At 70.1% G+C, this 19,171-nt stretch carries 21 protein-coding genes; 14 read left to right on the forward strand and 7 right to left on the reverse strand.

From position 1 onward, the window contains the following. The first annotated feature begins 59 nt into the window (after positions 1-59). The 8 genes from ACZ2G3_RS13040 (at position 60) to ACZ2G3_RS13075 (ending at position 7,257) form a co-directional block, all read left to right on the forward strand. A complete protein-coding gene (locus ACZ2G3_RS13040) occupies positions 60-620 on the forward strand; it encodes a NifU family protein (RefSeq protein ID WP_419270288.1) in 561 nt (186 codons plus the stop codon). Next, entirely contained in the window at positions 613-1,209 is a 597-nt protein-coding gene (gene tsaB / locus ACZ2G3_RS13045; RefSeq protein WP_470396452.1) for a tRNA (adenosine(37)-N6)-threonylcarbamoyltransferase complex dimerization subunit type 1 TsaB, read from the forward strand. The genes ACZ2G3_RS13040 and tsaB overlap by 8 nt, the downstream gene beginning before the upstream one ends. Continuing rightward, complete coding sequence (locus ACZ2G3_RS13050; RefSeq protein ID WP_470396453.1) at positions 1,206-1,640, forward strand: GNAT family N-acetyltransferase; 435 nt, start codon at positions 1,206-1,208, stop codon at positions 1,638-1,640. The genes tsaB and ACZ2G3_RS13050 overlap by 4 nt, the downstream gene beginning before the upstream one ends. A gap of 78 nt (positions 1,641-1,718) precedes the next feature. Continuing rightward, entirely contained in the window at positions 1,719-2,708 is a 990-nt protein-coding gene (locus tag ACZ2G3_RS13055) for a BMP family lipoprotein (protein ID WP_419270294.1), read from the forward strand. Further along, positions 2,708-4,345 (forward strand): ABC transporter ATP-binding protein, encoded by a 1,638-nt coding sequence (locus ACZ2G3_RS13060; protein ID WP_470396454.1) that lies wholly within the window; start codon positions 2,708-2,710, stop codon positions 4,343-4,345. The genes ACZ2G3_RS13055 and ACZ2G3_RS13060 overlap by 1 nt, the downstream gene beginning before the upstream one ends. Further along, the gene (locus ACZ2G3_RS13065) at positions 4,345-5,448 is read left to right on the forward strand and encodes an ABC transporter permease (RefSeq protein ID WP_470396455.1); all 1,104 of its coding nucleotides are present in this window, start codon (positions 4,345-4,347) and stop codon (positions 5,446-5,448) included. Before ACZ2G3_RS13060 ends, ACZ2G3_RS13065 begins: the two co-directional genes overlap by 1 nt. A gap of 107 nt (positions 5,449-5,555) precedes the next feature. Continuing rightward, positions 5,556-6,473, forward strand: a complete 918-nt coding sequence (locus ACZ2G3_RS13070; protein ID WP_458478718.1) for an ABC transporter permease — start codon at positions 5,556-5,558, stop codon at positions 6,471-6,473. Then, complete coding sequence (locus tag ACZ2G3_RS13075; protein ID WP_470396457.1) at positions 6,457-7,257, forward strand: purine-nucleoside phosphorylase; 801 nt, start codon at positions 6,457-6,459, stop codon at positions 7,255-7,257. Before ACZ2G3_RS13070 ends, ACZ2G3_RS13075 begins: the two co-directional genes overlap by 17 nt. A 60-nt stretch (positions 7,258-7,317) precedes the next feature. On the opposite strand, the gene mnmH is transcribed toward ACZ2G3_RS13075, so the two are convergent. Together mnmH and ACZ2G3_RS13085 are read right to left on the reverse strand one after the other, a co-directional pair. After that, positions 7,318-8,370 (reverse strand): tRNA 2-selenouridine(34) synthase MnmH, encoded by a 1,053-nt coding sequence (gene mnmH, locus ACZ2G3_RS13080; RefSeq protein WP_470396459.1) that lies wholly within the window; start codon positions 8,368-8,370, stop codon positions 7,318-7,320. 2 nt (positions 8,371-8,372) lie between these two features. Further along, positions 8,373-8,945, reverse strand: a complete 573-nt coding sequence (locus tag ACZ2G3_RS13085; protein ID WP_419270497.1) for a L,D-transpeptidase — start codon at positions 8,943-8,945, stop codon at positions 8,373-8,375. Between the two features lie 394 nt (positions 8,946-9,339). Here ACZ2G3_RS13085 and ACZ2G3_RS13090 point away from each other — a divergent pair, with 394 nt between their 5' ends. Beyond that, the gene (locus ACZ2G3_RS13090) at positions 9,340-11,748 is read left to right on the forward strand and encodes a heavy metal translocating P-type ATPase (protein ID WP_470396461.1); all 2,409 of its coding nucleotides are present in this window, start codon (positions 9,340-9,342) and stop codon (positions 11,746-11,748) included. Continuing rightward, complete coding sequence (locus ACZ2G3_RS13095) at positions 11,745-12,395, forward strand: arylesterase (protein ID WP_470396463.1); 651 nt, start codon at positions 11,745-11,747, stop codon at positions 12,393-12,395. Before ACZ2G3_RS13090 ends, ACZ2G3_RS13095 begins: the two co-directional genes overlap by 4 nt. 51 nt (positions 12,396-12,446) lie before the next feature. On the opposite strand, the gene ACZ2G3_RS13100 is transcribed toward ACZ2G3_RS13095, so the two are convergent. The 5 genes from ACZ2G3_RS13100 to meaB form a co-directional block, all read right to left on the reverse strand. Beyond that, positions 12,447-12,911 carry a copper chaperone PCu(A)C gene (locus ACZ2G3_RS13100; protein ID WP_470396464.1) on the reverse strand — a complete coding sequence of 155 codons (465 nt, stop codon included), beginning with the start codon at positions 12,909-12,911 and terminating at the stop codon, positions 12,447-12,449. Between the two features lie 31 nt (positions 12,912-12,942). Beyond that, positions 12,943-13,281: a hypothetical protein gene (locus ACZ2G3_RS13105; RefSeq protein WP_470396465.1), complete on the reverse strand. Its 339-nt coding sequence runs from the start codon at positions 13,279-13,281 to the stop codon at positions 12,943-12,945. A gap of 136 nt (positions 13,282-13,417) precedes the next feature. After that, positions 13,418-13,714 carry a 50S ribosomal protein L28 gene (rpmB, locus tag ACZ2G3_RS13110; RefSeq protein WP_419270313.1) on the reverse strand — a complete coding sequence of 99 codons (297 nt, stop codon included), beginning with the start codon at positions 13,712-13,714 and terminating at the stop codon, positions 13,418-13,420. Between the two features lie 125 nt (positions 13,715-13,839). Then, on the reverse strand, positions 13,840-14,916 hold the full coding sequence (locus ACZ2G3_RS13115; RefSeq protein WP_470396466.1) for a bifunctional transcriptional activator/DNA repair enzyme AdaA: 1,077 nt from the start codon (positions 14,914-14,916) through the stop codon (positions 13,840-13,842). Between the two features lie 64 nt (positions 14,917-14,980). Then, positions 14,981-15,955 (reverse strand): methylmalonyl Co-A mutase-associated GTPase MeaB, encoded by a 975-nt coding sequence (gene meaB, locus ACZ2G3_RS13120; protein WP_470396468.1) that lies wholly within the window; start codon positions 15,953-15,955, stop codon positions 14,981-14,983. A 141-nt stretch (positions 15,956-16,096) separates the two neighbouring features. Between meaB and ACZ2G3_RS13125 the strand changes: the two genes are divergently transcribed. The 4 genes from ACZ2G3_RS13125 to ACZ2G3_RS13140 all read left to right on the forward strand — a co-directional run bounded on the left by ACZ2G3_RS13125 (position 16,097) and on the right by ACZ2G3_RS13140 (position 19,171). Next, complete coding sequence (locus ACZ2G3_RS13125; RefSeq protein ID WP_470396469.1) at positions 16,097-16,570, forward strand: thioredoxin domain-containing protein; 474 nt, start codon at positions 16,097-16,099, stop codon at positions 16,568-16,570. Continuing rightward, positions 16,567-16,914, forward strand: a complete 348-nt coding sequence (locus tag ACZ2G3_RS13130) for an ArsR/SmtB family transcription factor (RefSeq protein ID WP_419270319.1) — start codon at positions 16,567-16,569, stop codon at positions 16,912-16,914. Before ACZ2G3_RS13125 ends, ACZ2G3_RS13130 begins: the two co-directional genes overlap by 4 nt. A gap of 134 nt (positions 16,915-17,048) precedes the next feature. Then, entirely contained in the window at positions 17,049-18,341 is a 1,293-nt protein-coding gene (gene serS / locus ACZ2G3_RS13135; protein ID WP_470396470.1) for a serine--tRNA ligase, read from the forward strand. A 74-nt stretch (positions 18,342-18,415) separates the two neighbouring features. Beyond that, entirely contained in the window at positions 18,416-19,171 is a 756-nt protein-coding gene (locus ACZ2G3_RS13140; protein WP_470396471.1) for a hypothetical protein, read from the forward strand.

Consider the following 19,171-nt stretch of genomic DNA (forward strand, 5'->3'; position numbering starts at 1 on the left):
GGGGCCTGCTTGACCTGCGCGCCCGCCGTGGCCATATCAGGCCTCAAAGGAGCACGCCCATGTTCATCCAGACCGAGACCACCCCGAACCCCGCGACGCTGAAGTTCCTGCCCGGCGAGACCGTGCTGGGCAGCGGGACGGCCGATTTCCCCTCGCCCGATACCGGGGCCAGCTCGCCACTGGCGCGCCGGATCTTTGCCGTCGAGGGCGTGGCGGGTGTCTTTCTGGGCCGCGATTTCGTGACCGTGACCAAGGCCGACGACGTGCCCTGGGATCACCTGAAGCCCTCGGTCCTGGGCGCGATCATGGAGCATTTCCAGTCGGGCGCCCCGGCCATCGAGGGCGCGGCCCCCGAAAGCGCGGGCCATGCCAGCCATGACGGCCCGGACAGCGAGATCGTGGGCCAGATCAAGGAGCTGCTCGACACGCGCGTGCGTCCGGCGGTGGCGCAGGACGGCGGCGACATCACCTTCCACGGCTTTGATCGCGGCATCGTCTACCTGCACATGCAGGGGGCCTGCGCGGGCTGCCCCTCCTCGACCCTGACGCTGAAGATGGGGATCGAGAACCTGCTGCGTCATTACATCCCCGAGGTGATCGAGGTCAGGCCCGTTGTCTGACAGGATCGTCCTGGGGTTCGACACATCGGCCGCGCATTGCGCGGCCGCTTTGCTGCGGGGGGACCGCCTGCTGGCCATCCGGCACGAGGAGATGGCCAAGGGGCAGGCCGAGCGGCTGATGCCGATGCTGGAGGAGCTGCTGGCCGAGGCCGGGCTGGGCTGGCGGGACCTGGACGCCCTGGGCGTGGGCACGGGCCCCGGCAACTTTACCGGCATCCGCGTGGCGGTGGCGGCGGCGCGGGGGCTGGCGCTGGCGCTGCGCGTCCCGGCCATCGGCGTCAGCGCGACCGAGGCGGCGGCCTGGAGCCTGCCGCGGCCTTGCCGGATCGTCCTGCCGGGGCGCGGCGATCTGGTCATCTGGCAGGATTTCGATACCGAGGCGTTGGATGAGGGCCGGCCGCAGCAGGCTACGGCCGGCGCGCTGCCGCCCGGCCCGGCGCCGGCTGCCCCCGCGGTCGCGCTGGCCGAGGGCGTGGCGCGCATTGCGGCCGGCCGCGCCGACAGGCCCGGACCGCGGCCTGCGCCGCTCTACCTGCGCCCTGCGGATGCGGCCCCGGCGCGCGAGGCCCCGCCCCGCATCCTGCCATGACCACCCCCCCGGCCGATCCGCAGGCGCTGGCCGATCTGCATGGGCGCTGTTTTGAGCGTCCGGCACCTTGGACGGCGGCGGCCTTTGCATCGCTGCTGGAGGGGCGGGGTGCGTTTCTGCTGACCGAGCCGCAGGGGTTCCTGCTGGGACGGGCGCTGGCGGGCGAGGCCGAGCTGCTGACCTTGGCCGTCGCCCCCGAGGCGCGGCGCCGGGGTCTGGGGCGCCGGCTGGTCGCAGGGTTTCAAGACGAATGCCAGGCCCGCGCGGTCGAGGAGGCCTTTCTGGAGGTCGCCGAGGATAACCTTGCGGCACGGCAGCTTTACCAAAGCCTCGGCTGGCTGGAAGCCGGCCTCCGGCGGCGCTATTACGGGCCGGCGACAGATGCGGTCGTGATGCGCCTGACGCTGCGTGCCACCCAAGAAGGCGGTTGACCGACCCTGACCGATGCGCCCTAATCGGGCGATCAGCGGGCCGGCTGAATCGCCCGCAAAAACAGGATGAGGTTCCTAATGTCCCTGATGAAAACGCTTCTGGCAGGTGCGGCCCTGACGGCCCTGACGTCCGGCGCGGCCCTGGCAGAACCGGCGCTGATCTATGACCTGGGCGGCAAGTTCGACAAGTCCTTCAACGAGGCCGCCTATGCCGGGGCGGAGCGTTGGGCGCAGGAAAGCGGCGGCAGCTATCGCGAGTTGGAGATGCAGTCCGAAGCACAGCGCGAGCAGGCCCTGCGCCGCCTGGCGGAATCCGGGTCGAACCCGATCATCATGGTGGGCTTTGCCTTTGGCGACGTTCTGACCAAGATCGCCGGCGACTATCCCGAGACCAAGTTCGGGATCATCGACATGGTAGTCGAGGCCCCCAATGTGCAGTCGGTCGTCTTTACCGAGGAACAGGGCAGCTATCTGGCGGGCGTCATGGCGGGCATGGCCTCGGACAGCGGGACGGTGGGCTTCATCGGCGGAATGGACATCCCGCTGATCCACAAGTTCGAATGCGGCTTTGCCCAAGGCTTCAAGTCGGTGCAGCCGGAAGGCAAGGTCGTCATCAACTATACCGGCACCACGCCCGCGGCCTGGAACGACCCGGTGAAAGGCGGCGAGCTGGCCCGTGCGCAGAAATCACAGGGCGCGGACGTGATCTATGCGGCGGCGGGCGGCACCGGCATCGGCGTGCTGCAGGCGGCGGCGGACGAGGGCATCCTGGCGGTCGGCGTGGACAGCAACCAGAATGCGCTGCATCCGGGCAAGATCCTGACCTCGATGGTCAAGCGGGTGGACAACGCGGTCTTTGACGCCTTCACCGCCGGCGCCGATCTGGAACCCGGCATCAAGGTCATGGACCTGGCCGCGGGGGGCGTGGACGTCGCCATCGACGACAACAATGCAGACCTGGTCACCGACGAGATGCAGGCCGCCGTGGACGAGGCCAAGGCCGCCATCGCCGCGGGCGAGGTTCAGGTCCACGACTACATGACCGACAACACCTGCCCGGCGTCGTAATGGCCCAAGGTGACGTGAGGGGGGGGCGGTCCGACGCGGCCGCCCCCGCTGCCATCGAATTGCGCGGCATCTCGAAGGCCTTTGGTTCGGTTCAGGCGAACCGGGACATCAACCTGCGCGTTCCCAAGGGCACCATCCACGGCATCATCGGAGAGAACGGCGCGGGCAAGTCGACGCTGATGTCGATCCTTTACGGCTTCTACCGCCCCGATGCCGGCGAGATCCTGGTCAATGGCCGGCCCATCACCATCGCCGACAGCCAGACCGCGATCCGCGCGGGCATCGGCATGGTCTTCCAGCATTTCAAGCTGGTGCAGAATTTCACGGTCCTGGAGAACGTCATCCTGGGGGTCGAGGAGGGCGCCCTGCTGCGACCCTCGCTGTCCAAAGCGCGCGGCGTGCTGAAGCAGCTGGCCGCCGAATACCAGCTGAACGTCGATCCCAATGCCACGGTCGAGGACCTGTCGGTGGGCCACCAGCAGCGGGTCGAGATCCTCAAGGCGCTGTATCGCCAGGCCGACATCCTGATCCTGGACGAGCCCACCGGCGTGCTGACCCCGGCCGAGGCCGACCACCTGTTCCGCATCCTGCAGGGCCTGCGCAACGAGGGAAAGACGATCATCCTGATCACCCACAAGCTGCGCGAGATCATGGAGATCACCGACAATGTCAGCGTGATGCGGCGCGGCGAGATGGTCGCCTCGGTCAGGACCGCCGAGACCAGCCCCGAGGAGCTGGCCGAGCTGATGGTCGGGCGCAAGGTGCTGCTGAACGTGGAAAAGACCCCTGCCCGTCCTGCCGCCCCGGTGCTGGAGGTGCGCGACCTGCGGCTGGTCGACGAGGGCGGCGTGGAACGGCTGCGCGGCATCAGCCTGGACATCCGCGCCGGGGAGATCCTGGGCATCGCGGGCGTCAGCGGCAATGGCCAGACGCAGCTGCTGGAGATCCTGGGCGGCTATCCCGGCAAGGGCAGCCGCGTCACCGGCGAGGTGCGCATGAACGGCCGCCCCCTGCCCCTGTCGGGGCGCGGTTGCGATGCCGGCCAGCGCCGCCGCGACGGCATCGGCCATATCCCCGAGGACCGGCAGGTCGAGGGGCTGATCATGGATTTCGCGGCCTGGGAGAACGTCGCATTCGGCTGGCAGGACGCGCCCGAGTTCAACAAGGGCTGGCTGATGGACAACCAGGCCATCCGCCGCGACGCCGAGGCCAAGATGGAGCGGTTCGACGTCCGTCCCCGCGACGCGGGGCTGGCGGCGCGCAACTTTTCGGGCGGCAACCAGCAGAAGATCGTCGTGGCGCGCGAGATCGAGCGCAATCCCGACCTGCTGCTGATCGGCCAGCCGACGCGCGGCGTGGATATCGGCGCGATCGAGTTCATCCACAAGCAGATCGTGGCGCTGCGCGACGCCGGCAAGGCGATCCTGCTGGTTTCGGTCGAGCTGGACGAGATCCTGGCGCTGGCCGACCGGGTGGCCGTGATGTTCGACGGCCGCATCATGGGCGAGCGCCTGCCCGGGGACACGACCACGGGTGAGCTGGGCCTGCTGATGGCGGGCGTCACCGACACCCGCAATGAGGCCGCCCCCGCCGGCGGCTCCGCCCATGTCGACAAGCTGCCGGAAGGAAGGGCCTGATGGACAAGATGCCGAAATGGGCGGATGTCGTGCTGACGCCGCTGATCTCGCTGGTGCTGGCGATGGCGATCTCGGCGCTGGTGATCCTGGCGATCGGGGAAAGCCCACGCGAGGCGCTGACCACGATGGTCGAAGGCGCGCTCGGCTCCAGCTATGGCTGGGGCTTCACGCTGTACTACGCGACCAACTTCATCTTCACGGGCCTTGCCGTGATGGTCGCCTATCATGCCAGCCTGTTCAACATCGGCGGCGAGGGCCAGGCGGCGATGGGCGGCCTGGGGGTCGCGCTGGTGCTGCTTTATCTGCCGCTGCCGCATTGGGGGCTGGCGCTGCCGGCCGCGATGGTGGGCGCGGCGGTCTTTGGCGCGGCCTGGGCCTTCATCCCGGCCATCCTTCAGGCCAAGCGCGGCAGCCATATCGTGATCACCACGATCATGTTCAACTTCATCGCAGCGGCGGCGCTGAACTATGTGCTGGTCAACCTGCTGCGCCCGGTGGGCAGCATGGACCCGGCCACGGCCCGCTTTCCCGAAGCGACCAACCTGCCCACGCTGTCGGACATCGCGGCGGCGTTCGGCATGGAATGGGGCCGCAACACGCCGGTCAACGTCACCTTCTTCATCGCGCTGCTGGCCTGCCTGCTGGTCTGGGTGCTGATCTGGCGCACGCGGCTTGGCTACCAGATCCGCGCGCTGGGCAAGTCCGAGCCGGGCGCCGTCTATGCCGGCATCAATCCGGTGCGGATCACCGTGATCGCCATGCTGATCTCGGGCGGGCTGGCGGGGTTGATGGCCATCAACAACGTCATGGGCGAGGCCGAGCGCCTGGTCCTAAACGCGGTCGAGGGCGCCGGCTTCATCGGCATCGCGGTGGCGCTGATGGGCCGGAACCATCCCTTGGGCATCCTCCTGGCGGCGCTGCTGTTCGGGTTCCTCTACCAGGGCGGCGGGGAACTGGCGCTGTGGACGTCGATCCCGCGCGAGCTGATCGTGGTGATCCAGGCGCTGGTGATCCTGTTCACCGGGGCGCTGGACAACATGGTCCGGATGCCGCTGGAGCGGATCTTCCTGGCGACGCGGCGCAACAGGGGGGCCGCGCGATGAACATCCGGGATTCGCTGATCGCGATCATCGTCCTGGCCATCTGCCTGATCTGGGCGCTGGCCGACGGGCCGGCCGCCCAGCAGGGCATCGGCAGCGCCCTGCGGCTGATGACGCCGCTGCTGCTGGCCTGCCTGGCGGGTCTCTATTCCGAACGGGCGGGCGTCTTCGACATCGGGCTGGAGGGCAAGATGCTGATGGCGGCCTTCACCTCGGCCTCGGTCGCGTTCCTGACCGGCAGCGCCTGGCTGGGCCTGGTGGCGGGCATCGGGGGCGCGCTGGCGCTGTCGCTGATCCACGGGCTGGCCTCCATCACCTTCATGGGCAACCAGCTGATCTCGGGCGTGGCGATCAACTTCCTCGCCTCGGGGCTGACGGTTCTGATCGGGCAGAACGCTTTTGGCCTGGGCGGGCGCACGCCGGCGCTGACAGGCGCGGGGCGGTTCAACCCGATCACCCTGCCCGGCGCCGATGCGGTCCGCGACGTTCCGGTCCTAGGGCCGATCTATTCGGGGCTGATCTCGGGGCAGACGATCCTGGTCTATGTGGCCTTCGCGCTGGTACCGATCACCTGGTGGGTCCTCTATCGCACGCGCTTTGGCCTGCGCCTGCGGGCCGTGGGGGAAAACCCGGCCTCGGTCGACACGGCCGGGGTCTCGGTCACGCGGCTGCGCTACACGGCGGTGGCGATCTGCGGCGTGCTGACCGGCATCGCCGGCGCCTATCTGGCCACCGGCCTGTCGGCGGGCTTTGTCAAGGAAATGACCGCCGGGCGCGGCTTCATTGCCCTTGCCGCGCTGATCTTTGCCAAGTGGCGGCCGTGGCAGGCGCTGTTCGCGACCTTCCTCTTCGGCCTTCTGGAGGCGATCGCCAATCTTTATCCAAACCTGGACCTGGGGATCGTCACGGTCCCTTCGATGTTCATGAACGCCCTGCCCTATATCCTGACGGTGGTGATCCTGGCCGGCTTTGTCGGCCGCGCCATTCCGCCCCGCGCCGGAGGAGAGCCCTATGTCAAAGAGCGCTGAGCTTGCCGCCCTGATCCGCGACCGCGCTGGCAACGAGGCCCCGGAATTCGGCCTCATCCTGGGGTCGGGCTTGGGCCATCTGTCGGAAAAGGTGGAGGGCACGGCGATCCCCTATTCCGACCTGCCGGGATTTCCCCATGCCGGGGTCTCGGGCCATGTCCCGCAGCTGGTGATCGGCCAGCTGGAGGGGCGCCGCGTCGCCGTCTTTGGCGGCCGGTCGCATTATTACGAAAGCGGCCGCGCCGATGTCATGCGCCTGCCGCTGGAGGTGCTGGCGGCGCTTGGCTGCGACCGGCTGATCCTGACCAATGCGGCCGGGTCGCTGCGGGCCGACATCCCGCCGGGCGGCCTGATGCTGCTGAACGACCACATCGCCTTCGCGGGTACGAACCCGCTGATCGGAGAGGCGACGGATGCGCGCTTCGTCCCGATGACCGATGCCCATGATGTCACCCTGCGCCAGGCTCTGGCGGCGGCGGCCGCGGCCGAGGGGGTGGAGCTGCCCGAGGGCGTCTATTGCTGGTTCTCGGGGCCCAGCTTTGAAACCCCGGCCGAGATCCGGGCGGCACGGGTGCTGGGCGCGGATGCGGTCGGCATGTCCACCGTGCCAGAGATCATCCTCGGCCGCTTTCTGGGCCTGCGCTGTGCCGCGATCTCGGTCATCACCAACATGGGCGCGGGGCTCAGCGACGAATCGATCAGCCACGACCACACCAAGGCGATGGCCCCCCTGGGCGCCACCAAGCTGGAGGCGGTGCTGCGCCGCTTCCTGCGCGAAAGCTGAACGCGCCTCTTCCTCGTTGCGTGAGATACCCTGCGGGAGGCGGTGTCGGCAGGACGGCCCTCAGCCCGTCATCCGCGCTAAGGCGGCTTCGACGGCGCCGGCAGCCGCCTCCAGGTCGCGCAGATCCGCCACTGGCACGATCTGCCCGCGCCCATCGTCATGGCGGGCACGGTGGCTGTTGTAGCGTGGATCGTAATGATCGCTCAGCAGCCCTTCGGACAGAAGGCGCCAGTCGCGGGCCTCGATCAGCGCGCGCCAGCTTTCAATCCGGGCCGCAGGGTGCAGGGGCGCCAGCAGCGTCAGGATCGGCTCCATGCGCGCCCCGTCGCTCAGCACCTCCTCATAGCGGTCGGCGGTGAAGGCGGCGCGCGCCGCGACGGGCACCTCCAGCCGGATGCGCGGCGCGGCGCAGATCGCCTGCCACATCGCCTTGGGCAGGTTCAGGTTACCGATGCGGCTGCTCTCGGCCTCGACCAGGACCGGGCGGGCGGGGTCCAGTGCCTCGAAGGCCAGGGCCAGCCGGCCTTCGAACATCTTCTGGCTGGGCTGCCCGCCGGGCATGCCGCCGAAGATGCTGCCCCGATGGTTCGCCAGCCCCTCCAGGTCGATGACCTGGTGCCCGCGCTCGGCCAGGCGCAGCAGGATCTCGGTCTTGGCGCTGCCGGTATTGCCGTCCAGGACGATCACGGGCGAGGGCACGGGCCCGTTCTGCACCAGGTCCACCACCAGCCGCCGCCAGGCCTTGTAACCGCCCTCAACCCGCGCGGCCCGCCAGCCAACTTCGCGCAGCAACGTGGTGAAGGCGCCCGACCGCTGGCCGCCGCGCCAGCAATAGACCAGCGGCTTCCAGGCCCCGTCCTGCCCGGACAATGGCCCGGCGATGTGGCGCGCGATGGCCGAGATGACCAGCGCACCGCCGATCTTGCGGGCATCAAAGGGCGAAACCTGCTTGTAGATCGTGCCGACGCGGGCCCGCTCCTCGTCGTCCAGGACGGGCAGGTTGATCGCGCCGGGCAGGTGATCCTCGGCGAATTCCGCCGGAGAGCGGGCATCGATGATCTGGTCGAACCCCGACAGCGCAGGGTCGGCCACGCGGGACAGGCGCAGGTTCAAGATCAGAAGACGTAGACGGGCGTGCCGATCGGCACCTGGTCGAACAGGCTGATCACGGCCTCGTTGCGCATCCGCAGGCAGCCGTTCGACACCGCGCGCCCGATCGATCCCGGCTCGGTCGTGCCATGGATGCGGATCGCGGTGTCCTGACCGTTCTCGTTGTACAGATACAGCGCCCGCGCGCCCAGGGGGTTCGTCGGCCCGCCTGGCATGCCGTCGGCATATTTCTGGTAGGCCGTCGGGTTGCGCTCGATCATGTCGTTGGTCGGGCGCCAGCTGGGCCATTCGACCTTGCGCCCGATGGTGGCCTTGCCCTTCCAGACCAGTTCATCGCGACCGACGGCAACGCCGTAGCGGATCGCCCGGCCCGGAGCCACGACGTGATAGAGGAAGAAATCCCGGCTGACGACCACGATGCTGCCGACCTCGAAATCATCACGGATGGCGACCTCGGTCGGTACATAGGGGTCGGCCTGGGCCACGGCGGGCGCCGCCGCAGGGGCGGCCTGCGCCATCACCAGCGAGGGCGTTGCAGCCAGCAGGGCGGCCAGCGAGATCAGCTGACGACGGTTCATGGCGGATATCCTCGTCCAGTTCGTTTCCCCACCGATACAGGAAAAACGGGGCCCGCTGCAACTCACGACGGCGTTGCGGGGCCCTCTGCCCTTGACCGGCGGGCCCCGGGGCCACATCTGTTTCACATGAGCCGCGACATGCCCCGCCCGGATTGCCACGCCCGCACGGCGTCCCCCCGTCCCGCCCATCGGTGCCGGGGCCGGGGCGATCGTGCCTGCCGCTGCCATCCCGCGGCGCGGCTGCGCCTGTCGCGGCCCGCCCCCCGGCCCGAGCCGCAGCACCTGGACGCCCATCCGCGCCGCGATCTGCCCGATCGCGCGCCCATGCGCCCGCAGGCCCCGCCGGCCGCCCTGATATTGCATCGCCCTTCCCGCAATATCAGTGGATCCGGACATGACCTCTGCCATCACCCTTGACCTGCCCGTCCCGGGCATCAGCTGCGGCGCCTGCGCCGGCCGCGTGACCCGCGCGCTGACCGACCTGCCAGGCACCGCCGACATCAACGTGAACCCGATCACCAAGCGCGCGCATCTGCGCCTTGACGGCGCCACCCTTCCGCAGGTGCAGGAGGCGCTGACGCAGGCGGGCTATCCCGCCGAACTGATCACCACCCGCCTGGCGATCGAGGGCATGAGCTGCGCCTCGTGCTCGGGGCGTATCACCCGCGTGCTGTCGGCGCGTCCCGACGTGGCCGAGGCGCAGGTGAACCTGGCCACGCATCGCGCCCAGGTGACCCATGCCCCGAACCTGACGCCCGAGGCGCTGGCGCGGATCGTCACCGACCTGGGCTATCCCGCGCAGGTCCAGCAGCCCGACCAGCCCGCGGCCCCGCCCCCGGACGAGGCCCCTGCCCTGCGTCGCGCCTTTCTGACGGCGCTGGCGCTGACCGTTCCGGTCTTCGTGGCCGAGATGGGGGGCCACCTGTTCCCCGCCTTTCACCACTGGCTGCACGGGCTTGTCCCGACGCAGGTCCTGTGGCTGGCGCAGCTGGCGTTGACGCTGGCGGTGCTGGTGGGGCCGGGCCGTCGCTTTTTCACCACCGGCATCCCTGCGCTGATGCGCGGCGCGCCCGAGATGAACAGCCTGGTCGCTTTGGGGGCTGGGGCGGCCTTCCTGTTCTCGACCGTCGTTACGCTGGCGCCGCAGCTTGTCCCGGTTGCCTCGCGCCATGTCTATTTCGAGGCCGCCGCCGTCATCGTGACCCTGATCCTGATGGGCCGCTGGCTGGAGGCACGGGCCAAGGGCCAGGCCGGCGAGGCGATCCGCCAGCTGATCGCGCTGGTCCCTGAACATGCGACCGTCCTGCGCGACGGCAAGCCGGAACAGGTGGCCGTCGCGGACCTGCGACCGGGCGACCTGGTCCGTCTGGCGCCGGGCGAACGCGTGGCGCTGGATGGCGTCATCACCGAAGGCTCCGGCCCGGTGGACGAATCCATGCTGACCGGAGAGCCGATCCCCGCCGCCAAGGCGCCCGGCGATGCAGTCACGGGCGGCACGGTCAACGGATCCTCGGCCCTGACCTTCCGGGTGACCGCGACGGGGGCCGACACCGTCCTGTCGCGCATCGTGGCTCTTGTGGAACAGGCGCAGGCCACGCGGCTGCCGGTGCAGGCGCTGGTGGACCGGATCACCCGCGTCTTTGTCCCGGTGGTGATGGGGCTGGCGCTGCTGGCCTTTGCGCTGTGGCTGGCCTTTGGGCCGGGCCTGGCCGAGGCGGTCGTCGCCGCCGTCGCCGTGCTGATCATCGCCTGCCCCTGCGCGATGGGGCTGGCGGTGCCGGTCTCGATCATGGTGGGCAGCGGGCGGGGCGCGCAGCTGGGCGTGCTGTTCCGGCGCGGCGATGCACTGCAAAAGCTGGCCGAGGCGCGGATCGTGAGCTTTGACAAGACCGGCACCCTGACCCAGGGGCGCCCACGCGTCACCGCGATCTGGACCGACGGCACCGGGCGCGACGACGCCCTGCGCCTGACCGCCGCAGCCGAGGCGCGGTCCGAACATCCGCTGGCCGCCGCGATCCTGTCCGAGGCCGAGGGGCTGGACCTGCCCGAGGCCCTGGATGTCACCGCCACGCCCGGGCGCGGCCTGACCGCCACCGTGGAAGGACAGGCGCTGCTGATCGGCAACCGCGCGGCACTGGAGGGCGCGGGCGTCGTGCCGGCGGCGGCGCTGATGGACGAGGCCGACCGGGCCGCCGCCGAGGGCGCGACCCCGGTGCATCTGGCGGTGGAGGGGCGGCATGTCGCGACCTTTGCCCTGGCCGATCCCGAACGCGCCGAGGCCGCGCCGACCGTCGCCGCCCTGCACCAGCTGGGGCTGGAGACGGCGATGTTGTCGGGCGACCTGCCCGCCACAGCGCGGGCCGTCGGCGCCAGGCTGGGCATCGACCGGATCGAGGGCGGCCTGACACCGGAAGACAAGCTGACCACGATCCGCAGCATGGGCAAGGGCAGCGTCTTTGTCGGCGACGGCATCAACGACGCCCCTGCCCTGGCGGCGGCCGAGACCGGCATCGCCATTGGCACCGGCACCGACATCGCCATCGAATCGGCGGATGCGGTGCTGATGTCGGGCGATCCGCAGGGCGTGGTGCGGGCGATCCGGCTGTCGCGCGCGGTGATGCGCAACATCCGCCAGAACCTGTTCTGGGCGTTTGCCTATAACACCGCGCTGATCCCGGTTGCCATGGGCGTGCTGGTGCCCTTTGGCGGGCCGCAACTGTCGCCGATGCTGGGTGCGGGGGCGATGGCGCTGTCCTCGGTCTTCGTGGTGGGCAATGCCCTGCGGCTGAGGCGCGCGGGATGAGTCCCACCCGCCGCAACGTCCTGGCCGGGGCCGCCGCCCTGGCCCTGACGCACCCGGCCGAGGCCGCGCCGCCCCCCGGCCTGCTGTGCTTTGGCGACAGCCTGACCGCAGGATATGGCCTTGGCCCGACCGAGGGGCTGGTGCCGCGGCTGTCGGGCTGGCTGGCCGATCGCGGCCATCCGGCCCGGCTGATCGACGGCGGGCTGTCGGGCGACACGACCTATGGCGGGCGCGTCCGAATCCAGCTGTCGCTGCGGCGTCACCGGCCCGATGCGGTCATGGTGGAGCTGGGCGGCAACGACATGCTGCGCGGCTGGAGCGCTGAACAGGCCGAGGGGAACCTGGACGCGATCCTGACGACGGCCAGTCAGGGCGGGCGGCCGCTGCTGCTGGTGGGCGTCCAGGCGCCCGGTGGCGGTGCCGCCTGGCGCGGGGCATGGGCCCGGATGTGGCCACGGCTGGCGGCGCGGCACGACGCGCTGCTGCTGCCCGACCTTTATGCGCCGCTGGCGGCGGTTCCGCGCGCCCGGCGCGGCCGGCTGCTGCTGCGTGACGGGGTCCATCCTTCTGCGCAGGGGGTGCGCCTGATCGTGGACCACCTGGGGCCGGCCGCCGCCGAACTGGTGCGGCGCGCGCAGGCGGCCTGAAGTCCGAAGGCCGACCTGCCGGGCCAGCCTTCGGGTGATCATCGGGCGGATCTAATGACCGGCATGGGCGGCGTCGGCCGTGGCTGCGGCTTCGGCGCGATTATTGTCCACGACGGCCTCGGCCTCCTCGGTGCCGCAATCGCCGAAATCGAAGGCCAGCGTCAGGCTGTCGCCCTGCGTCAGCGGGCGCGTCAGGCCCAGCAGCATCACATGATCGCCGCCCCGGACAAGGTCATGCACCTCTCCGGCGTGGACAGTGATCCCCTCCTCCAGATGGATCATGCGCATCACGCCGTCGGTTTCCAGATGGGTGTGCAGCTCGGCCCGCTCGGCCGCCTCGGTCGAGATGCCCTGCAGCGTGCAGTCCACCGCGCGATGATTGGCCAGCTGCAGGAACACGGCCGCGGTCTTGGGATTGGTGCTGCGCGCATAGGCGTCGTTGATGTGCATGCCGTCATGGGCCAGGGCGGCAACGGGCAGCAGGGCCGCAAGCGCGGCAAGGGTCAGGGTCTTCATCTGTCGGTCCTTGATGGAATTCGTGTCGGTCTCAGGCAGGCTGAGGGGCCGGGGGGCCCCGGACACGAATCACCGCTTCCAGCACCGGGACGTGGCCGGCGATCAGGGCCAGGGGACCGGGCTGCGGCAGCGGCGCGCGCAGCGGCAGGGCGGGATCCGGCAGGCCGATCACGGCCAGCAGCGACAGCGCCATGTCGGGACAGATCCGCGCTTGCCCCTCCCCGCCATCCGGCAGGCGGGCCACCACCACGCCATGGCCGGCGCACAGGACCACCTCGGTGCCCTGGCGTATCGTTCCACGGGCCGCGCCCAGCCCGATGCTGGTCAGCATCACGGCCAAGATCAGAAGCAGGGGAACGGGACGGAACATGGCCGCAACCTAATTCGGTCTGCAGGAAAGGTCAGCAGGCAATCGCCGTGCGGGGTCCGCCCGGACAACAGGCCGCAGCGCATGTGCAAAAGCCCCACCGGAGGGCGGGGCGATGCAATCGAAACGAGGCAGGCGATCAGGCGGTGGCGGCGGCGCCTTCGGCCTTGACCAGGTCGCGCTTGATCTTCAGCGCGCGGTCCGACAGCTCGGTGTCCTTGGCCTTGGCCAGGAAGGCGTCCAGGCCGCCCCGGTGATCGACCGAGCGCAGCGCCGCGGCCGAGATCCGCAGCGAGTAGCCGCGGCCCAGCTTTTCGGACAGCAGCGTGACCTCGTTCAGGTTCGGCAGGAACCGGCGACGGGTCTTGTTGTTGGCATGGCTGACATTGTTACCGGTCATCGGGCCTTTGCCGGTCAGTTCGCAGACGCGCGACATGGTGTGTTCCTTCGTCTCAGCTACGCGGGCGTCCCCGGCGGTGGGTCCGTCCCAATGTGAAAGGGCGCCGCGAGGCAGCGCCCGGAATTCCGTTCGCGGGTGGTTACAGGTCCCCGCGCCCCCAGTCAAGCCTTGTCGGGCATTTCCATGCCCGCGTCGCGCCAGGATGCCTCCAGCGCGATCAGCCTTTCCTTGCGCCACAGCCCGCCCGCATAGCCGGTCATGGTGCCGTCCGCGCCGATCACCCGGTGGCAGGGCACGACCAGCGCCAGCCGGTTGGCGCCATTCGCCCGCGCCACCGCCCGCACGGCCGAGGGCTGGCCGATCGCGGCGGCCAGTTGGCCATAGCTGCGGGTCTGGCCGGGGGGGATCGCCTGCAATTCCTGCCACACCCGCAACTGGAAAGCAGTTCCGTGCATCCGGACCGGCAGGTCCAGCCGCCCGTCGCGCCCGGCGAAAAAGCCCTCCAGCGCGGCTTCGGTGCGGTTGATGATCCCGTTGCGCCCCAGGCCGATACGGCCCCCGACCAGCGCGGACAGCCGCCGCAGCCCCTCTGGCAGCGCCTTCCTGTCGATGAATTCCAGCAGGTGCAGCGCCCGGTCGTCGGCGATCGCGATCATGCCGCCAAGCGGCGTGTCGATCCAATCCGCGTTCAGGTCGCCACTGCCGCGCATCTGGTGCGGCGCATGGCCGAACAGCGCGCGGAAGGCCTGTCGAAAGCCCGAGGCCGAATCGAATCCCGAATCCAGTTGCGCCTCGATCATCGCATCCCCCTGATGAAGCCGGGCCAGCCCCTGCCGCAGCCGCGCGGCCCGCGCCATCTGCAGAAAGCTTTGGCCGTAATGTTGCCGGAACAGCCGCCGCACGGTCGAGGGGTCCAGCCCCCGCGCCACCAAGTCGGCCTCGGACCAGCGATGCGCGGGCTGGTCCGCCAAGGCGCCGGTCAGTTCCGCGATGATCGGATGTGCCTCGGCCTGCGGGCCCTGCGGGTTGCAGCGCAGGCAGGGGCGAAAACCTGCGGCCCGCGCCTGTCCGGCGGTCGCGAACCAGCGGCAGTTGCGGGCCAGTGGCTTGCGCGCCGGGCAGGTCAACCGGCAGAAGATCCCGGTCGAGGTGACGCCCACCAGCGCCACCCCTTCATAGGCGGGGTCGCGCGCCAGAAGCGCCGCGTAAAGACGGTCGTGATCGGTCAGGTCGCGCATGATGCCCCCCTTTCGCCCCCGTTCTAACCGATTCCGGCCAGGGAGGGGGCGCGAAATCGGGCAGCTATTGCGCGCGATCCCCGGCCAGCCAGTCCAGCACCTCGGCCGCGGCCTGGCCGGGGGGCAGGTCGCCCGCCGCCACCGCGCGGCCCAGATCCTCGACCCGGCGGCGCGCCTCGGGCCGGTCCAGCTGCGCCAGCAGCCCGGCGCGCAGTTCGGCCAGGAACCAGTCGCGCGCCTGATCGGCCCGGTTGCGGTCGAAATACCCGTGATCGCGCCGCCATTGCACCAGGTCCTGCATCTGGTCCCAGGCCTCGTCCAGCCCCGAGCCCGTCGTGGCCGAGACCGGCAGTGCCTTGGGGAAGCCCTCGGGGTCCTGCGGCCGCTTGCGCAGCAGGCGCAGGGCGCCCGCATAGTCGGCAACGGTGCGCCGGGCCGTTGCCAGCAGGTCGCCATCGGCCTTGTTGACCAGGATCAGGTCGGCCATCTCCATGATGCCGCGCTTGACCCCCTGCAGCTCGTCGCCGCCTGCGGGGGCCAGCAGCAGGACGAACAGGTCCGACATCTGGGCCACCAGGGTCTCGGACTGGCCGACGCCGACGGTTTCGATCAGGACCACGTCAAATCCCGCGGCCTCGCACAGGCGGATCGCCTCGCGCGTGCGCCGCGCCACGCCGCCCAGATGCGCGCTGGAGGGACTGGGCCGGATATAGGCGCGCGGATTGCGCGACAGCAGCTCCATCCGCGTCTTGTCGCCCAGGATCGAACCGCCTGACCGCGTCGAGGACGGGTCCACCGCCAGCACCGCCACCCCCAGCCCCTGCCGCGTCAGCCGGGTGCCGAAGGCTTCGATGAAGGTCGACTTGCCGACGCCGGGCGTTCCCGACAGGCCGATCCGCAGCGCCTGCCGGTCGGGCAGCGCCGCCAGCAGGGCCTGCGCACGCGCACGGTGGTCGGGACGGGTCGATTCGACCAGGGTGATCGCGCGCGACAAGGCACGGCGATCGCCCTGGACCAGCGGTGTCAGTAGGTCGTCCATCTTGTCGCGTCGCCTGTCCCGGCTGTGGCCTGCGGCGGCAGATTGGACCAGACGCCGCGGCGCGGCAATCCCCGCACGCCCCTCAGGGCGCTTGCCACGGGGGCCGGGGCTGCCTAATTGTGGTCGGTATCAGGATTGGAGATGCCCATGCGCGCCCCGTCGCGCCCCCTCGCCTGGCAGCTGTCAGCCGTTGTCCCGCCCACCGCCTCGCGGCGCATGGTGCTGGGCGGACTGGCGGCGCTTGCCCTGACCTTTCCGGCAGATGCGGCCCCGCTGCAGCCCGACTGGCAGGCCCGGCCCCTGCAGATGATGATGGTGACCTCTCCTGCCTGTCACTTTTGCCGCCTCTGGCGGGATGAGATCGGGCCGGGCTATGCCGCCTCGGCCGCCGGGCGCATGGCGCCGATCTTCGAGGTGGACGTGGCGGGACCCTTTCCCGATGGCCTGGCGCTGGACCGCAGGCCGCGGCTGACGCCCAGCTTCATCCTGCTGGACCGGGGCACCGAGATCGGGCGGGTCGAGGGCTATGTCGGCCGGCGGCACTTCTATCCCGTCCTGGAGGAGGTGATGCAGCGCGCCGGCCTGGACCTGCCCGAAAGCGGAGCGCCGGAATGACCGCGCTGACCGATCCCGAGGCGGACACCGGCCAGCGTCCCCCCGCGCCCGGCCCGGCCGAGATGCTGGAACGGGTGTCAGAGGCGGCAGCGCTGATGAAGGCGCTGGCGCATGAGGGCCGGATGATGATCCTCTGCCACCTGTCCGGGGGTGAAAAGACCGTCACACAGCTGGAACAGCTTCTGGAGCAGCGCCAGGCGACCGTCAGCCAGCAACTGGCCCGGCTGCGCGCCGAGGGGCTGGTCGCCTGCCGGCGCGAGGGCAAGGCACGGCTTTATTCCGTGGCCGACCCGCGGGCCGCCGAAGTGGTGGCACTGGTGCATCGGCTGTTCTGCGCGGACTGAACTGCGCGGCCCTGCCCCGTCGTCTTGCAGCGCGTGCCCCGGCCTATTTGGACAAAGAAGATGGAGCGCGGGCTTTTGTTGCAGACGGGCCTGCGCTAGGCATGCGGCAATCCATTTTCCGTGAAGGTGCCGCCATGCATGACATCCGTGCGATCCGAGAGAACCCCGATGCCTTCGAGCAGGCCCTGAACCGGCGTGGCCTGCAGGGGCTGACCTCGCAGATCCTGTCGCTGGACAGCGCGCGGCGGGCGCGGATCAGTGCGGCCGAGACGGCGCAGGCCGAGCAGAACCGGGCCAGCAAGGAGGTCGGCGCCGCCAAGGCCAAGGGCGACGAGGCCGAATTCGAGCGCCTGCGGGCGCTGGTGGCCGAGAAGAAGACCGATATCGCCCGTATGCAGGCCGAGGCCACCGATCTGGACGGGCAGCTGCGCGACCTGCTGCTGGGCATCCCGAACCTGCCGCTGGAGAGCGTACCCGAGGGCCGCGACGAGGAGGACAACGTCGAGTTGCGACGCTGGGGCAGCCCCCGGGCGCTGGACTTTGCCCCGGTCGAGCATTTCGAGATCGCGGGCGTCCGGCCCGGGATGGATTTCGAGACGGGCGCCAAGTTGTCGGGCAGCCGCTTCGTCGTGCTCAAAGGCGGCGTGGCGCGCATCCATCGCGCTTTGGCACAGTTCATGCTGGACCTGCATATCGACCGCCACGGCCTGCAGGAGACCTGGACCCCCGTCCTGGTGCTGGAGGAGATGATGCTGGGCACGGGCCAGTTGCCCAAGTTCGGCGAGGACAGCTACAAGACCCGCGAGGGGTACTGGCTGATCCCGACCTCCGAAGTGACGCTGACCAATACCGTGAACGGCGACCTGGTGGACCAGTCCGCCCTGCCCCGGCGCATGGTCGCGCACAGCCAGTGCTTTCGGTCCGAGGCCGGCAGCGCTGGCCGCGACACCACCGGCATGCTGCGCCAGCACCAGTTCGAGAAGGTCGAGATGGTCTCGATCACCGACGCCGACAGCGGCCTGGCCGAACACGATCGCATGACCCGCTGCGCCGAGGCGGTGCTGGAGGCGCTGGAACTGCCCTATCGGACCATCGTGCTGTGCACCGGCGACATGGGCGCGGGCGCGCGCATCACCCATGACCTGGAAGTCTGGCTGCCCGGCCAGGACCGCTATCGCGAGATCAGCAGCGTCAGCTATTGCGGCGACTACCAGGCGCGGCGGATGAACGCCCGCTATCGTCCCGAGGGCGGCGGCAAGCCAGAATTCGTCCACACGCTGAACGGGTCGGGCCTTGCGGTCGGGCGTACGCTGATCGCGGTTCTGGAAAACGGCCAGCAGGCCGACGGTTCGGTCGAACTGCCCGCCGCGCTGCACCCCTATCTGGGAGGTGCCACGTGCCTGACGGCCGAGGGGCTGCTGGCCTGAGGCCAAAAGATCCTCCATCCCGTCCGGGCCGCGCAACTGCCGCAGGCTGAGCGGCGTTGGCCGGTATGGTACGTGTGGGAAATCTTGTTCAGACGGCGGCGACGGCGATCTTCGTGATCGCCGGGCTGCGCTTTGCCTGGCGGCCGCATGCGCCGGTCCTGGATGACTTGGCCAGCGCGCGGCTTGCGGGTCCGCTGCTGCCGCCGCCACCCCAGATCCAGGCAGCCAGCGCGGCGTCGATCCCCCAGCTGTATCTCGATCCCGTCAATGTGCTGATGTGGTCGCTGCTGGCGACGGTGCTGATCATGGTCCTGCTGGATGCGGCCGGGCAGTGGATCGATTTTTCCGACGACCACACCCTGCGCGCCGGGCGCGGCCGCATCTGGCCCCTGTTTTCCGCCGCACTGTTCAGCGCGGCCCTGTGGCCCTGGATGTTCACGGAGCATTCCGGCTGGCTGATGCTGGGCACGGCGGTGACGGCGGGCACGGCGGTCGTCGCCGCACGCCGCGCCGCAGGGCGGCAGCGGCCGGCCATCGGCTTTTTCGCGGGCTGGGCTACGGCCCTTCTTTCCGCGTCCCTCGCGGGTTTTGCCGCGGCCCGGCTGGCCCTGCCGGTGCAGGCGCTGGCGGCGCTGGCGATCCTTCCGGGGGCCGCCATCGGCATGGCGGCGCAGCTGTGGATCGGGCCCAGCATCGGCTATTCCGCGGCGCTGATCTGGGCCTTCTGCGGGCTTGCGGTCACCACCATGGGCAGCGACCCGATGATCGCGCTGGCCGCCATCCTGGGCATCTCGGGCATGGCGGCCGTGCTGGTGCGCGCGGCCAGCTGA

The organism is Paracoccus sp. KKT209, assembly GCF_055635455.1.

Coding starts and splice junctions, on each gene's coding strand:
- ACZ2G3_RS13040 (WP_419270288.1), top strand. CDS start 60: ATGTTCATCCAGACCGAGACCACCCCGAACCCCGCGACGCTGAAGTTC.
- ACZ2G3_RS13050 (WP_470396453.1), top strand. CDS start 1,206: ATGACCACCCCCCCGGCCGATCCGCAGGCGCTGGCCGATCTGCATGGG.
- ACZ2G3_RS13055 (WP_419270294.1), top strand. CDS start 1,719: ATGTCCCTGATGAAAACGCTTCTGGCAGGTGCGGCCCTGACGGCCCTG.
- ACZ2G3_RS13060 (WP_470396454.1), top strand. CDS start 2,708: ATGGCCCAAGGTGACGTGAGGGGGGGGCGGTCCGACGCGGCCGCCCCC.
- ACZ2G3_RS13065 (WP_470396455.1), top strand. CDS start 4,345: ATGGACAAGATGCCGAAATGGGCGGATGTCGTGCTGACGCCGCTGATC.
- ACZ2G3_RS13070 (WP_458478718.1), top strand. CDS start 5,556: ATGACGCCGCTGCTGCTGGCCTGCCTGGCGGGTCTCTATTCCGAACGG.
- ACZ2G3_RS13075 (WP_470396457.1), top strand. CDS start 6,457: ATGTCAAAGAGCGCTGAGCTTGCCGCCCTGATCCGCGACCGCGCTGGC.
- ACZ2G3_RS13085 (WP_419270497.1), bottom strand. CDS start 8,945: ATGAACCGTCGTCAGCTGATCTCGCTGGCCGCCCTGCTGGCTGCAACG.
- ACZ2G3_RS13090 (WP_470396461.1), top strand. CDS start 9,340: ATGACCTCTGCCATCACCCTTGACCTGCCCGTCCCGGGCATCAGCTGC.
- ACZ2G3_RS13095 (WP_470396463.1), top strand. CDS start 11,745: ATGAGTCCCACCCGCCGCAACGTCCTGGCCGGGGCCGCCGCCCTGGCC.
- ACZ2G3_RS13100 (WP_470396464.1), bottom strand. CDS start 12,911: ATGAAGACCCTGACCCTTGCCGCGCTTGCGGCCCTGCTGCCCGTTGCC.
- ACZ2G3_RS13105 (WP_470396465.1), bottom strand. CDS start 13,281: ATGTTCCGTCCCGTTCCCCTGCTTCTGATCTTGGCCGTGATGCTGACC.
- rpmB (WP_419270313.1), bottom strand. CDS start 13,714: ATGTCGCGCGTCTGCGAACTGACCGGCAAAGGCCCGATGACCGGTAAC.
- ACZ2G3_RS13115 (WP_470396466.1), bottom strand. CDS start 14,916: ATGCGCGACCTGACCGATCACGACCGTCTTTACGCGGCGCTTCTGGCG.
- meaB (WP_470396468.1), bottom strand. CDS start 15,955: ATGGACGACCTACTGACACCGCTGGTCCAGGGCGATCGCCGTGCCTTG.
- ACZ2G3_RS13125 (WP_470396469.1), top strand. CDS start 16,097: ATGCCCATGCGCGCCCCGTCGCGCCCCCTCGCCTGGCAGCTGTCAGCC.
- ACZ2G3_RS13130 (WP_419270319.1), top strand. CDS start 16,567: ATGACCGCGCTGACCGATCCCGAGGCGGACACCGGCCAGCGTCCCCCC.
- serS (WP_470396470.1), top strand. CDS start 17,049: ATGCATGACATCCGTGCGATCCGAGAGAACCCCGATGCCTTCGAGCAG.